The following is a 13241-nucleotide window of genomic DNA, read 5'->3' on the forward strand; positions in this document are numbered from 1 at the left end:
GGGGACGTATTGGCTCCGAGGCGCCGGGATCAGACCGACTCTGTCGCCTCGGCCCGCGAGCGGCGGCCGCGCTCCGCGCCCTCGGTCAGTTCGCGGGAGAGCGCCTCCAGCCGGTCGGCGACCGCCGCGGTCGGGAGGTCCTCCGCGACGCCCTCGGCGACGATGTCGACCAGCGCGGAGCCGACGATGATCCCGTCGGCGCCGCCAGCGACGATCCGCTCGGCGTGCTCGCCGGACGAGATGCCGAACCCGACCGCCTTCGGCACGTCGTACTCGCGGAGCCGGTCGAGGCTCGCCGTGGTCTGGTCTGAGACGTCGTCCCGGGCGCCGGTCGTCCCGAGCCGGGCCTGGACGTACACGTAGCCCGAGACGCGCTCCATGAGCCGGTCGAGGCGGTCCGCGCGCGTCGTCGGCGCGACGATGAAGACGAGGTCGAGCCCGAACTCGTCGCAGGCCTCGCGCAGCGGGTCCGCCTCCTCGGCCGGCAGGTCGGGGACGACGAGGCCCTGAATCCCGGCCGCGGCGGCGCGCTCGACGAAGGGCCGCGGTCCCTCGCCCTCACCGTACTGGTAAATGAGATTGTAGTACGTCATACAGACTAACGCGGCGTCCACGTCGAGGTCCTCCGCGAACGCGAAGAACCGCCCCGGCGTCATCCCCGCGTCGAGCGAGCGGACGAGCGCCTCCTGTATCGTCGACCCCTCCGCGATCGGCTCGGAGAAGGGGAGGCCGAGCTCGATCACGTCCGCGCCGCCGCGGTCGAGCGCCTCGACGTACGCCTTCGACGACTCGTAGTCCGGATCGCCGACGACGAGGTACGGGACGTAGGCCGGGCCGTCCGCGAACGCCGCGGCGATCGCCGAGGAGTTGGCGGGCTCCCCCATTCAGATTCCCTCCGTGAACATCGACATGTCCGGCGCGTTCGGCACGTCCCGCTGGTCGGTCTCCTCGATGGCGGCGTCGAGGTCCTTGTCGCCGCGCCCCGAGACGTTCACGATCACGCGCTCGCCGAGGTCCTCGTGGTGCTCCTCGAGGTAGCCGAACGCGTGCGCCGTCTCCAGCGCCGGGATGATCCCCTCCGTGTTCGAGAGCCGGTGGAACCCCTCCAAGGCGGCGTCGTCGTCGACCGCGACCGGGTCGACGCGGCCCTCGTCGACGAGGTACGCGAGCTCCGGACCGACGCCGGCGTAGTCGAGCCCGGAGGAGACGGAGTGGCTCTCCATGATCTGCCCGTCCGAGTCCTGGAGCAGCTTCGTCCGCGCCCCGTGGAGGACGCCCTCGTCGCCCGCGTACAGCGACGCGGAGTTCGGCGCGACGCCCTCCTCCTCGTCGACTTCGAGGGTGGAGCCGCCCGCCTCGACCGCGTGGAGGGCGACGGACTCGTCGTCGACGAAGTCGGCGAACGTGCCCATCGTGTTCGACCCGCCGCCCGCGCAGGCGACCACGTCGGTCGGGAGCCCGCCCGTCTTTTCGATCGCTTGCTCGCGCGCCTCCTCGGAGATGACCGCCTGGAAGTCGCGGACCATGACCGGGAACGGGTGCGGGCCGACGATCGACCCGATCACGTAGTGGGTGTCCTCGACGGTCTCCGCCCAGTCGCGCATCGTCTCGGAGATGGCCTCTTTGAGGGTGCCGCGCCCGGTGGTGACGGGCTTGACCTCCGACCCGTTGAGCTTCATCCGGAACACGTTGGGGCGCTGGCGGTTGATGTCGCGCTCGCCCATGTAGATCGTACAGGGCATGTCCAGGTGCGCGGCCGCCATGGCCGTCGCGGTGCCGTGCTGGCCGGCGCCCGTCTCCGCGATGATGCGCTCTTTGCCCATGTACTTCGCCAAGAGGACCTGCCCGAGCGCGTTGTTCAGCTTGTGGGCGCCGCCGTGGAGGAGGTCCTCGCGCTTGAGGAACACCTCCGTGTCGTAGCGCTCCGAGAGCCGGTCGGCGCGCTGGAGCGGCGTCGGCCGCCCGCCGAACGCCGCGAGCCGCTCGCGGAACTCGTCCATGAACCCGTCCTCGTTGTTCAGGACGTAGCGCTCGTACGCGTCGGCCAGCTCCTCGATGGCGGGCATCAGCGCCTCCGGGACGTACTGGCCGCCGTACCGGCCGAACTTCCCGTCGTCGCGCCCGCGCTCGCGGCCCGGTCGCCGCGAGGGCACCGCGCCGTCCGTTGCTTCCGTCGTCCGCGTGTCGGTCTCGCTCATGTGGGTGTCTCCGTTGTCTCCGTCGCGTCGTCGTCCGCGGCCGCCGCGTCATCGCCGTCCGCGGTCGCCTCGTCGCCGCCGGCCTCCGTCCGCACCAGTTCGCGGGTGTTCGCCGCCACGTCGCCCTCCATGATCGCGCTCCCGACGAGCAGCGCGTCGGCGCCCGCGGCCCGCATCCGGCAGACGTCGGCGGGCGATCCGATGCCGCTCTCGGCGATCAGCGTGACCTCGTCCGGGACGTGGGGCGCCACGGACTCGAAGGTTCCGAGGTCGACGACTAGCTCCGCGAGGTCGCGGTTGTTCACGCCGATCGTCGTCGCGCCCGCGTCGAGCGCGCGCTCCAGCTCTTCCCGGTCGTGGACCTCGACGAGGACCTGGAATCCCCGGTCTCGGGCGGCCTCGAGCAGTGTCGGGAGGTCGTCGCCGACGAAGCGGGCGATGAGCAGGACCACGTCGCTCTCGACGGCGTCGAGCTGCGCCTCCTCGACGACGAAGTCCTTCCGGAGGACCGGTACGTCTACCGCGTCGCGCACGCGTTCGAGGGTGTCGACGCTCCCGCCGAAGTGCCCCGGCTCGGTGAGCACGCTCAGCGCGGCCGCCCCGCCGGCGACCATCCCCTCCGCGAGCGCGACGGGGTCGTCCTCGCGGCTCCCCTCGGTCGTCGGGCTCGTGGGCTTCACCTCGGCGATAAGCGGGACGCGGTCCTCGGCGTCGGCCCGTTCGAACGCGGCCGAGAGGTCGCGCGGCGAGACCGAGATGTCCCCGTCGGCTCCCCGGGCCGCGCTCGCCCGCTCCCGGGCGCCGGACAGGATCGACCTGACCGCCGGCGCCAGCTCGTCTGGATCGTCCATTACTATACACTAATGTACGTATCTGTTCATAAGGCTTGCGGGGGCGGCCGGGACGCCGTAGCTTCTCACAGAGAAGCCGAACACGTTCCCGTGCCGATGACTTAAGTGATTCACCCTTCCAACGAAGGGTATGAGCCTGTCCGGTACGTCCGGCGTCTTCGCCCGGCAGTTCGACGAGATCGGTCGGACCGTCCAGATCGGGTTCGCCGGCGGTCGCGTCATCTCGGTGTCGTTCCCCGCCGAGCACCCCGGCGACGCCGACGGCGACCACGACCTGTTAGACAGGATCGACGCGTACCTCGGCGGCGAGCGCGACGAGTTCGCCGAGGTCGCGCTCGGCCTCACGGTTCCGACGGACCGGCGCGAGGCGCTGGAGGCGCTCCGGAGCGTCCCGTACGGCGAGGAGGTCTCCGTGAGCCGACTCGCGCGGCTCGGCGGGTTCGACCCCGACGACCCGGACGACCTGAAGGTCGTGACGGGAGCGCTCGCCGACAACCCGATCCCGGTCCTGCTGCCGGACCACCGGGTGAGCGGCGGGCCGTACGCGACGCCGAGCGACGTGCGGAGCGAGCTCCGGCGCGTCGAGGGAATCTCTCGGTAACGGCACCCCGGCGTCAGCGCGCGAGACCGGCGTATCGCGTATAAGAAGTCTTTGTTATCGTTCATTATAGATACACGACCGAGTCAGCTCTAATACCGCCGCGCCCGGGCCGTTACAACTGTCGTTGGTGATTCGATATGAACGGTGAGAAGCGAACGGGAGCGGAGACGGACGGACCGATGACTGCGATGTCGCGTCGGGGGGCGCTCGGCTTCCTCGGAGTTGCCGGGTTCGCCGGGTTGTCGAGCACGACCGCGAGCGCGAAGCAGAGGAAGGGTAACGGAAACGGCGGGAACGGAAACGGCGGGGGCGGCAACGGTGCCAGCGCGGAGATCAACGTCTTACCGAACCCGAACTTCATCACGAACGCAGCCGGGGAGGTCCCGCCGTTCGACCCGGACGTTGAACTGTTCGATCCGGCGCCGGTCTCGATCCCGCTCGACGAGATCATCGAGGGGAGCAAGGAGTACGACTCGACGCTCGGTCGCTCGCTGAACGACGGGAAGCATCAGGTCGTCCGACCGCCGGCGGGGTACGACCGCGAGGAAGGGTACGACGGCTCGTGGGCCCCGGTGACGTGGGGCGAATACGGCGCGGTCGGCGGAACGGCGACCGTCGGCGGCGTGAAGCCGGACAACGGGAACGGCGGGAACGGCAATGGGAACGGCGGCGCGACCGGAACGCGCGTCAACATCAACGTCGAGAACGCGCTGCCGAACGGTCAGTACACGATCTGGGTCGTCAAGTTCGCCGCGCTCGCGGACGACAGCGACCTCGGCCCGAGCGACCCGTTCGTGACGCCCGCCGGGAACGGGCTGGTCGGCTTCCACAACCTCGGCCAGAAGTTCGGCGACGACGGCGACTCGGAGAACGACTTCACGGTCGACGAGAACGGCGACGGCGGGATTCGCGTCTTCAACGAGGGCGGCGACCTGACCGGGATCCCCGGGTTCAACGAGCCGGGATACCCGTTCGTCGGCGAGGCCGACGACTACGAGCAGAGCACGGACCGACTCAGCGAGATCGCGAACGACCTGCGAGAGGAGGACGAGATCCACTTCGTCGGCGCGTTCCACTACGACGACCAGGTGTGGGGCGTCTACCCCGGCCCCTGGCACGTGAACCAGTTCAGCGCGGTCTTCCAGTTCTGACCGCGACGGCAGCCCGGCCGACCGGCCGGCTCAGATCTCGAAGTCGGGCGTGTCGAACGCGCCCTCGTCGGCGTCGACGTCGTAGCGCTCGATCCCGGTGAGCGCGACGTCGAGCGTCGCCTCGGCGTCCCACCGCCCCGTGTTGATCGCGAGGTCGTAGATCGAGCGGTCGGACAGGTCGATCCCGTAGTAGGACTTGTACCGCTGCTCCTCGATTACCTCCCGGACCTGCATCTCCGAGGTCATCTCCTCACGGTCGGCCGTGCGGTCCGCGCGGACCTCGTCGGGCGCGTCGAGCCAGATCCGGATGTCGGCGCGGTTGCCGGCGAGCCAGCCCGCCAGCCGCGACTCCAGCACGAACGCCTTGTTCGCGGTTCCCCACTTCTCGGCGATGCGACGGAGCCGCTGGTCGAGCGCCCGGTCGATCTCCTCGGACTCGCCGGTCTCGGCGATGAGCTGCGAGAGGCTCATGTCCCGCTCGGCCGCGATTTCGCGGAACAGCTCGCCCCCGGAGACGTAGCCGCAGTCGAGCGCGTCGGCGATCCCCTCGACGAGCGTCGTCGCCCCGCAGCCCGGCGGGCCGGAGACGGTGACGAACAGGTTCCGGTCGATCCGTCTGTCGGGCTCCGGCGAGGTGCCGCTCATGCGTGTTGCGCCACGGAAGGCCGTCGGATAAACGGGTCGGTTGCGGGAACGCCCGCCGGACCGGCCGGGCGGGCCGTCTCGCCGCCGGGCGGGCGACGCGGTTCGACGCAACCGATTTCCCGTCCGGAGCCCTCGTGATCGCCGTGAGCGAAACCACGGACCGCGGCGACGAGGCCGCCGCGCGGGCGCTCCTCCGCGACGCGGTCGAGCGCGGCGCGATCGCCGACCCCGACTTCGACCCGGAGTCGGTCCCGATCGCGGACGCCGACGTGCTCGCCCGGCTCTCGCCGCCGGTCCGCCGCTGGTGGGTCGAACGCTTCGGCGGGTACGTCGGCGAGAACGGCGGCTTCTTCACGCCGCCGCAGCGCGAGGCGATCCCCCACGTCGACGACGGCCGGAACTGCCTCGTCGCCGCCCCGACCGGCAGCGGGAAGACGCTCGCCTCCTTCCTCGCGGTCCTCGACGACCTCTTCGCCCGCGACCGCGACGGCGAACTCGAGAACTCCGTCTACTGCCTCTACGTCTCGCCGCTGAAGTCGCTCGCGAACGACATCGAGCGCAACCTCGAAACCCCGCTGGCGGGGATCGGCGAGGCGGTCGCCGCCGCGGAGGCGGAGAGCGCGACCCGCGACGGCGACGACGGGGCGGCCTCGGACGGCGCCTACGACCCCGGCGTCAGGCAGGCGATCCGCCACGGCGACACCTCGAAGGCGGACCGACAGGCGATGCTCTCGGAGACGCCGCACGTCCTCAACACCACGCCGGAGACGCTGGCGATCCTGCTCAACTCGCCGAAATTCAAGGAGAAGCTCCGGACCGTCGAGTACGTGATCGTCGACGAGATCCACTCGCTGGCGGCGAACAAGCGCGGTACCCACCTCGCGGTGTCGCTGGAGCGACTGACGGAACTGGCGCGCAACGAGGGTCCGGACGCAGGGGAACCGGCCGGCGGCCCGGCGCCGCACGCGCCCGGCGACATCACCCGGATCGGCTGCTCGGCGACGGTCGAGCCGCTCGACGGGATCGCCTCGTTCCTCGCGGGGCGCGAGCGCGCCGCGGGCGCCGTCGGCGAGTTCGAGGGGTTCGAGACGCGCCCCTGCGAGGTGGTCGACGCGCGGTTCGCCCGCGAGTTCGACCTCGAACTCCGGACGCCGGCGGCCGACCTCATCCACACGCCGCGGTCGGCGGTGACCGACCGCTTCTACGAATCGCTTCACGACCTCGTCGAGGCCCACAAGAACACGCTCGTGTTCACGAACTCACGGTCTGGCGCCGAGCGAACCCTTCAGGAGCTCCGCCAGCGGTTCGACTACGACGAGTCGGACTCGGGCGTCCACCACGGGAGCCTCGGCGAGACGCAGCGAACGCGGGTCGAGGAGGGGCTGAAGTCGGGCGATCTCGACGTGGTCACCACCTCGACGAGCCTCGAGCTCGGCATCGACATGCCACACCTCGACCTCGTGGTTCAGGTCGGCTCGCCGAAGTCGGTCGCGGCGCTGCTCCAGCGCGTCGGCCGGGCGGGCCACAGCCCGGGCGAGACCGTCGAGGGACGGGTGTTCGCCCTCGACCGGGACGAGTTGATCGAGTGCGCGACGCTGCTCGCGCGCGCCGAGGAGGGGTTCGTGGACCGGGTGTTCCCGCCCGAGGGCGCCTACGACGTTGCCGCCCAGCACGTGTACGGGATGGCCATCAACCGGATCCGCCCCGACCGCGAGGTCCGGGAGGTGCTGCGCCGCGCGCACCCGTACCGCGGCTTCGGCGACGAGGCGTACGAGCGGCTGTTCCGGTACCTCACCGGCGACTACGACGGACTGGAGGAGAAGAACGTCTACCCGAAGGTGTGGCGCGACGGCAACGACCCGCCGGACGGCGAGCACCACTACCCCGAGTACCCGGTCGGCGAGACGCTCGTCGGGAAGCGCGGGCGGCTGGCGCGGGTCATCTACATGACGAACGTAGGGACGATCCCCGACTCGTTCACCTGCGACGTGTTCACGCGCGACGACGAGTGGGTCGGCACGCTCGACGAGTCGTATCTCGACACGCTGGAGTCCGGCGACGTGTTCGCGCTTGGCGGCGAGCGGTTCGCGTTCCGCTACCGCCGCGGCTCGAAGGTGTACGCCGACCGGACGAGCGAGCGCCCGACCGTCCCCTCGTGGTTCGCCGAGCGACTTCCCCTCTCGGCGGACCTCGCCCGCGAGGTGTTGGCGTTCCAGGCCGAACTCCTCGACCGGCTGGCCGGCGATGACCCGAGCGCCGGCCCCGCCGCGGTCCGAGCGTGGCTCCGCGAGTTCCCCCTCGACGGGAACGCCGTCCGCGCGCTCGCCCGGATGTACGACGAGCAGGTCCGGTACGCCGGCGCCGAGGCCGTCTCGACGCCCGACCGCCTCGTCGTCGAGGAGGAGCTCGACCGGAGCGAGTACAAGCGCCGCTTTTACGTCCACTCGACGTACGGGCGCCGGTTCAACGACGGCCTCTCGCGGCTCGTCGCGGCGGCGGTGGCGAACCGGACCGACGCCAACGTCGCGGTCGCGGTCGCGGATCGCGGGTTCAGCCTCGCGCTCCCGCTCAACCGCAAGGTCGACGTGGCGGGTATCCTCGCCGACCTCGACCCGGAGACGGTCCGGGAGGACCTCCGCGAGGCTGTTCAGGGGACCGACCTGCTCCAGCGCTACTTCCGGATCAACGCCGGGCGCGCGCTGCTCATCCTGAAGCGGTACAAGGGGTACGAGAAGTCGGCGGCCGAACAGCAGGTCTCCGCCGAAATGTTGCTGTCGTTCGCGGCCGATCTGGAGGAGTTCGCCGTGTTGGAGGAGACGTACCGCGAACTGCTGGAGGACCGCCTCGACGTGGGCGGGATCCGCGAGGCCGTCGGCCGGATCGCGGGCGGCAACCTCGCGGTCGAACACCGCGTCGTCGACTCGCCGAGCCCGCTCGCGTTCGGGCTGGCGACGCTCGTCGACTCCGACACGGTCATCGCTGACGACGAGTCCGCGGTCCTGCGGGAGTTCCACGCCCGCGTCATGGAGGAAATCGGCGACGGGCCGCGGAGCGCCGACCGCGGCGCCGAACCGCCCGGGGACCGGGAGGGCGACTGAGATGGCGGAGCCCGCGCCGTCGACGGCGTCGCCGCGCTCCCGGCTCCGGCTCCGGTTCGCCGGCGCGGTGACGCTCGGCGCGCTCGGGCTCGCCGCGCTGTGGCGCACGTTCGGGACCGCGTGGGTCCTCGCCGCGGCCGGACCGGGCGCGTACCTGGCGGCGTACGCGTGGACCCACCTCGGTGCGAACCACCGACCCGGCGTCGACGGGCCGCACCCGCGGCTCGGCCCGGCGAACGCGATCACGCTGTTCCGCGGCTGGCTCGCGTCGGTCCTCGCCGGCGCGCTGGCGGCCGCCCCGCCGCACCCGTGGATCCCCGCCGCGCTGTTCGCGGGCGCGGTCGGCCTCGACGCGGTCGACGGGGCGGTCGCCCACCGGACACGGGAGACGATCCTCGGCGCTCGCCTCGACGGCGCGACCGACGCGCTGGCCGTCCTCGTCGGGGCCGCGGTCGCCGTCGCGCTCGGGGCGCTCCCGGCGTGGTACCTCCTCGCCGGCGGCGTCTGGTACGCCTACGCAGGGTCATTGTGGTGGCGGCGGCGGACCGGCGCGCCGGTGTACGAGCTCCCGCCGAGCCGGGTCCGCCCGTTCGTCGGCACCGCGCAGTTCGCCGCCGTCGCGGTCGCGCTCGTGCCGGGCGTCGGGGGCGCTCGGGTGACCTCCCCGCTCGCCGCGTTCGCGGGCGTCGCGCTCGCGGCGCTACTGGCGAGTTTCGCCCGCGATTGGGCGGCCGCGACGGGACGGCTCGGCCGCGACGACCCGCCGACCGCGAACCGCGAGTGACCGAAACGCTCCCGCCGTCTGCGCGCGGAGAGCCTCAGGACTCTCGGGACAACAGGACCGCGAGGACGGCGATCAGCGCGACCTGCGCGACCTTGTCGACGGCGCCGTAGACGCCGACGTCGGCCGGGAACGAGTACGTCCCGAAGACGAAGTTGATGACGTACCACAGGACGATCTGTCCGGCGGTGAACGGGATTCCGAGCGCGTACACCAGCCGGCGGCGGTACCCCGAGACGATCGCCGTCACGCCCGCGCCGAAGCCCAGGGTCGCGAAGAAGAACGAGATCCCCAACGCCCCCCCGACCAGGAAGCCGAGCGCGACGTGGACGATCCCGGACACGGTCGCGGCGAGGATTCCGATCCAGTGGAGGGGGGTCAACGATTCGACGTCGACGCCGGTGTCGGTGCGTGTCATGAATGTGCGACCCACGGACTCGGTCGGCTTATGTCTACTCCCGCCCCCGAATCGACGGCCGACGAGGGGGCGCCGACCGTCGCCGCCGTGGGTTTATGACGGATCGGTCCGTGTGATCGCCAATGCCACATCGTCTCAGTCGTCGACCGCGGACGGGTGAGTCCGCGTGAGCGACGGCGACGCCGGACGGGCCGTAGAGTTCGTCGGTCCGGAGCGCGTCGAGGTCGTCCCGACGGAGGCGCCCGTCCCCGGTCCTGACGAAGTGGTCGTCGACGCCGCCGTCTCCGCGGTGAGCGCCGGATCGGAGCTGCTCGCGTACCGCGGCGAACTCGACCCGGAGACGGTCGCGGACGAGGAGCTGCCCGCGCTCGACGGCGACCTCTCGTACCCGCTCCGTTACGGCTACGCGGTCGTCGGGAACGTGACCGCGGTCGGCGACGCGGTCGACCCCGCGTGGCGCGGTCGCACCGTCTTCGCGTTCAACCCCCACGAGACCCGGTTCGCCGTCGCCCCGGACGCCCTGCGTCCGGTCCCCGACGGGATCGACCCGGAGACGGCGACGCTGTTCGCGAACGCCGAGACCGCGGTCACGCTGACGCTCGACGCCGCTCCCCGGATCGGCGAGCGCGTCGCGGTGTTCGGCGAGGGCGTCGTGGGGCTGCTCACGACCGCGCTGCTCGCGCGGAGCGGCGTCGAGACCGTCGTCGCGGTCGAGCCGAAGGACCGCCGCCGGTCGCTCGCGGCCGAGTTCGGCGCCGACGCCGTCGTCGACCCGAGCCGGTACGACGGGCGGGCCGGCGTCGTCGACGCCGTGCGCGAGTATACGGGCGGCGTCGACCTCGCGGTCGAGGTGTCGGGTCGCCCCGAGACGCTCGAAACGGCCGTCGAGACGACGCGGTTCGACGGCCGGGTCCTCGTCGGATCGTGGTACGGGACAAAGCGCGCCGACCTCGGCTTCGGCGACCACTTCCACCGCGGGCGCGTCACCGTCCGGAGCAGTCAGGTCTCCACCATCGCGCCGGAGCTCCGCGGGCGCTGGGACCGGGACCGCCGACGTGAGACCGCCTGGCGCGAACTCCGGCGGCTCGACGACGACCTCAACGTCGCCGACCGGCTCGTCACGGACCGCGTCCCGGTCGGCCGGGCGGCGAGCGCGTACCGGCGCCTCGCGGACGAGAGCGAGCCGACCCTCCAACTCCTCTTCACTTACCCATGTACGAACTGACCGTCACCGAGTCGTTCGTCGCACAGCACTACCTCACCGTCCCCAACCCGCCAACCGACGAGGCGGCGCTTCACTCTCACGTGTTCACCGCGGAGGCGACGTTCCGCGGCCCGGAACTGGGCGAGTACGGCTACCTGCTCGATATCGACCTCGCGCTCGACGCCCTGAGCGACGCCGCGGAGCGCTACCGCGACGAGACGCTCAACGACCACCTAGAGGGCAACCCGAGCGCCGAGCGTCTGGCCCGGGCGCTGTTCGACGCGCTCGCGACCGTCGACGCCCCGGCCGCGACGGAGCTGACGGTGACCGTCCGCGAGGACGACGTGGCGAGCGTCTCGTTCACCGGCGACCTGCGGTGACCGTCCGATGCGCGTCACGCTCGTCCTCGCCGGCGACATCGAGTCCGAGTCCGGCGGGTTCTACTACGACCGGCGGCTCCGCGACCGGCTCCGCGATCGCGGGCACGCGGTCGAGGTCGTCTCGCTCCCGCGGGGCTCGTACCGGGAGCGACTCGCGCCGAACCTCCGCGCCCGCCGGCTCGCCGACCGGCTCTCGGAGTTCGACGTCGTCGTTGAGGACGGGCTGGCGCACCCCTCCGTGCTGTGCGCCAACCGACGGCTCGACGCGCCGTCGGTCGCGCTCGTCCACATGATCGCGTGGCGTGCGCGGGCGGCTGAAGGGGTGCGATCGAGCGGGACGGGAGCCGGCGAGCGGGTCCGCGCCGAACTCGGTCGGCGCGGGGTCGCGGCAATCGAGCGCCGATTCCTCCGCGGGGTCGACGCCGCGGTGTACAACGCCGAGACGACCCGCCGGGACGCGGCCGGGCTCGGCGGGCCGGCGCGCAGCGTGGTCGCGCCGCCGGCCGGCGACCGCTTCGAACCGGTGGTCTCCGCCTCGGAGATCCGCGAGCGAGCGCGATCCGGCCCGCTGGAGGTGACGTTCCTCGGCAACGTCGTCCCGCGGAAGGGGCTCGATACGCTCGTCGAGGGAGTCGCCCGGCTCGACCGCGCCGCGGTCGACTGGCGGCTGACCGTCGTCGGCGATCGGACGATCGCGCCCGAGCACGTCGAGCGCGTTGAGGGCATGACCGCCGAGGCCGGGATCGGCGACCGGGTCCGGTTCGCCGGCCGACTCGACGACGCGACCGTCGCGGCGCGGCTGCGCGAGAGCCACGTCCTCGCGGTGCCCTCGCAGTACGAGCCGTTCGGTATGGTGTACCTGGAAGCGATGGGGTTCGGCTGCGTTCCGCTGGCGACGACCGCGGGCGGGGCGAGCGAGTTCGTCCGCGACGGCGACTCCGGGGTCCTCGTTCCGCCTAGCGACCCCCGCGCCGTGTCCCGGGCGCTCCGGGACCTCGACGACCGCGACCGGCTGGCGGAGATGGGGATCGCCGCGCGCCGCGACTACGAGGCGCGCCCGGGGTGGCCCGAGACGCTCGACCGCGTCGTCGACTTCCTGGCGGCGACCGGTAGCGAGAGGCCGCGGGGTGACGCCGCGTGACCGACCACGCGACGTACCTCGACGCGAAGCGGGCGCTCGACGACCGCTCTCTGAACCGCGAGGTCCTCGATCGGTTCGCCGCCGAACTCCCGCCGGAGCCGGAGATACTCGAAGTCGGCGCCGGGACGGCGACGATGGTCGAGCGCCTCGTCGACTGGGGCGTGATCGAGGGGGGCCGGTGGGTAGCGGTCGACGCCCACGAGGCCGCGCTCGCCGCGGGCGAGGCCCGGGTCGGGGAGGCGGTGGGCGACGTGGCCGTCGAGTACCGCGTCGCCGACGCCTTCGACGCTGTGAGCAAGGCGGTGGCCGCGGGAGACCGGTTCGACGCCGTCGTTGGCTGCGCGTTCTTCGACGTGGTCGACGCGGCGCCCGCGGTCGCCGCCCTCGCGGACGTGGCCCCCGTCGCGTACGCGCCGATAACCTATGACGGCGAGACGCGCTTCGCGCCAGCGGACCCCGACGACGACGCCGTCCTCGACCGCTACCACCGACACATGCGGGAGTTCAGGGCCGGGGGCCCGGACGGCGCGGCGGCCTTGGCTCGGGAGGCGACCGTGATCGCGGAGGGGCCGTCTCCGTGGCGGATCGAGCCCCCCTACGAGTCCGGCGAGCGGACGGTCCTCGCGCACCTGCTCGATACGGTCGAAGAGGCGGTCGGAGAGACCGGATACGACGCGAGCGACTGGACGGAGCGGCGGCGAGCGGCGCTCGGCGACGGGCGGCTCCGATATGAGGCCGCGAACCGGGACCTGCTGGTCCGCCTCGACTGACGC

At 72.1% G+C, this 13241-nt stretch carries 13 protein-coding genes; 8 read left to right on the plus strand and 5 right to left on the minus strand.

All coding sequences use genetic code 11. The annotated features are described in order from the left end of the window. Positions 1–29: 29 nt before the first annotated feature. From trpA to trpC, 3 genes are read right to left on the minus strand one after another with little or no spacing between them, the layout of a single operon-like run. The gene (trpA, locus tag EXE41_RS03200) at positions 30–884 is read right to left on the minus strand and encodes a tryptophan synthase subunit alpha (protein ID WP_086220104.1); all 855 of its coding nucleotides are present in this window, start codon (positions 882–884) and stop codon (positions 30–32) included. Beyond that, the gene (gene trpB, locus EXE41_RS03205; RefSeq protein WP_049929566.1) at positions 885–2198 is read right to left on the minus strand and encodes a tryptophan synthase subunit beta; all 1314 of its coding nucleotides are present in this window, start codon (positions 2196–2198) and stop codon (positions 885–887) included. It abuts the gene before it with no gap. Beyond that, positions 2195–3049 (minus strand): indole-3-glycerol phosphate synthase, encoded by an 855-nt coding sequence (gene trpC / locus EXE41_RS03210; RefSeq protein WP_137690276.1) that lies wholly within the window; start codon positions 3047–3049, stop codon positions 2195–2197. Before trpC ends, trpB begins: the two co-directional genes overlap by 4 nt. Positions 3050–3179: 130 nt before the next feature. Here trpC and EXE41_RS03215 point away from each other — a divergent pair, with 130 nt between their 5' ends. Both EXE41_RS03215 and EXE41_RS03220 read left to right on the plus strand, forming a co-directional pair. Next, positions 3180–3650 carry an MGMT family protein gene (locus tag EXE41_RS03215; RefSeq protein ID WP_086216584.1) on the plus strand — a complete coding sequence of 157 codons (471 nt, stop codon included), beginning with the start codon at positions 3180–3182 and terminating at the stop codon, positions 3648–3650. Between the two features lie 137 nt (positions 3651–3787). Further along, complete coding sequence (locus EXE41_RS03220; protein WP_137690277.1) at positions 3788–4801, plus strand: hypothetical protein; 1014 nt, start codon at positions 3788–3790, stop codon at positions 4799–4801. 30 nt (positions 4802–4831) lie between these two features. On the opposite strand, the gene cmk is transcribed toward EXE41_RS03220, so the two are convergent. Next, the gene (cmk, locus tag EXE41_RS03225) at positions 4832–5446 is read right to left on the minus strand and encodes a (d)CMP kinase (protein ID WP_049929561.1); all 615 of its coding nucleotides are present in this window, start codon (positions 5444–5446) and stop codon (positions 4832–4834) included. Positions 5447–5580: 134 nt separating this feature from the next. Between cmk and EXE41_RS03230 the strand changes: the two genes are divergently transcribed. Together EXE41_RS03230 and EXE41_RS03235 are read left to right on the plus strand one after the other, a co-directional pair. Then, a complete protein-coding gene (locus EXE41_RS03230) occupies positions 5581–8544 on the plus strand; it encodes an ATP-dependent helicase (RefSeq protein ID WP_137690278.1) in 2964 nt (987 codons plus the stop codon). Between the two features lies 1 nt (position 8545). Next, positions 8546–9328, plus strand: coding sequence for a CDP-alcohol phosphatidyltransferase family protein (locus tag EXE41_RS03235; RefSeq protein WP_137690279.1), 783 nt, complete (start codon positions 8546–8548; stop codon positions 9326–9328). A 34-nt stretch (positions 9329–9362) separates the two neighbouring features. On the opposite strand, the gene EXE41_RS03240 is transcribed toward EXE41_RS03235, so the two are convergent. Beyond that, on the minus strand, positions 9363–9743 hold the full coding sequence (locus EXE41_RS03240) for a hypothetical protein (RefSeq protein WP_086216580.1): 381 nt from the start codon (positions 9741–9743) through the stop codon (positions 9363–9365). Positions 9744–9909: 166 nt separating this feature from the next. On the opposite strand from EXE41_RS03240, the gene EXE41_RS03245 reads away from it, so the two are divergent. Genes EXE41_RS03245 through EXE41_RS03260 form a run of 4 tightly spaced genes read left to right on the plus strand, consistent with a single transcriptional unit; the run spans position 9910 to position 13238 of the window. Then, entirely contained in the window at positions 9910–10968 is a 1059-nt protein-coding gene (locus EXE41_RS03245) for a zinc-binding alcohol dehydrogenase (RefSeq protein ID WP_137690280.1), read from the plus strand. Next, positions 10956–11327, plus strand: a complete 372-nt coding sequence (locus tag EXE41_RS03250) for a 6-carboxytetrahydropterin synthase (protein ID WP_137690281.1) — start codon at positions 10956–10958, stop codon at positions 11325–11327. The genes EXE41_RS03245 and EXE41_RS03250 overlap by 13 nt, the downstream gene beginning before the upstream one ends. A 7-nt stretch (positions 11328–11334) precedes the next feature. Beyond that, complete coding sequence (locus tag EXE41_RS03255) at positions 11335–12468, plus strand: glycosyltransferase family 4 protein (protein WP_086220112.1); 1134 nt, start codon at positions 11335–11337, stop codon at positions 12466–12468. After that, positions 12465–13238: a class I SAM-dependent methyltransferase gene (locus tag EXE41_RS03260; protein WP_086220113.1), complete on the plus strand. Its 774-nt coding sequence runs from the start codon at positions 12465–12467 to the stop codon at positions 13236–13238. Before EXE41_RS03255 ends, EXE41_RS03260 begins: the two co-directional genes overlap by 4 nt. The last annotated feature ends 3 nt before the right edge of the window (positions 13239–13241 follow it).

This window comes from Halorubrum sp. SD690R, from assembly GCF_005435035.1.
GTDB classification, from domain to species: Archaea; Halobacteriota; Halobacteria; order Halobacteriales; family Haloferacaceae; genus Halorubrum; species Halorubrum ezzemoulense.

Coding starts and splice junctions, on each gene's coding strand:
- trpA (WP_086220104.1), bottom strand. CDS start 884: ATGGGGGAGCCCGCCAACTCCTCGGCGATCGCCGCGGCGTTCGCGGAC.
- trpB (WP_049929566.1), bottom strand. CDS start 2,198: ATGAGCGAGACCGACACGCGGACGACGGAAGCAACGGACGGCGCGGTG.
- trpC (WP_137690276.1), bottom strand. CDS start 3,049: ATGGACGATCCAGACGAGCTGGCGCCGGCGGTCAGGTCGATCCTGTCC.
- EXE41_RS03215 (WP_086216584.1), top strand. CDS start 3,180: ATGAGCCTGTCCGGTACGTCCGGCGTCTTCGCCCGGCAGTTCGACGAG.
- EXE41_RS03220 (WP_137690277.1), top strand. CDS start 3,788: ATGAACGGTGAGAAGCGAACGGGAGCGGAGACGGACGGACCGATGACT.
- cmk (WP_049929561.1), bottom strand. CDS start 5,446: ATGAGCGGCACCTCGCCGGAGCCCGACAGACGGATCGACCGGAACCTG.
- EXE41_RS03235 (WP_137690279.1), top strand. CDS start 8,546: ATGGCGGAGCCCGCGCCGTCGACGGCGTCGCCGCGCTCCCGGCTCCGG.
- EXE41_RS03240 (WP_086216580.1), bottom strand. CDS start 9,743: ATGACACGCACCGACACCGGCGTCGACGTCGAATCGTTGACCCCCCTC.
- EXE41_RS03250 (WP_137690281.1), top strand. CDS start 10,956: ATGTACGAACTGACCGTCACCGAGTCGTTCGTCGCACAGCACTACCTC.
- EXE41_RS03255 (WP_086220112.1), top strand. CDS start 11,335: ATGCGCGTCACGCTCGTCCTCGCCGGCGACATCGAGTCCGAGTCCGGC.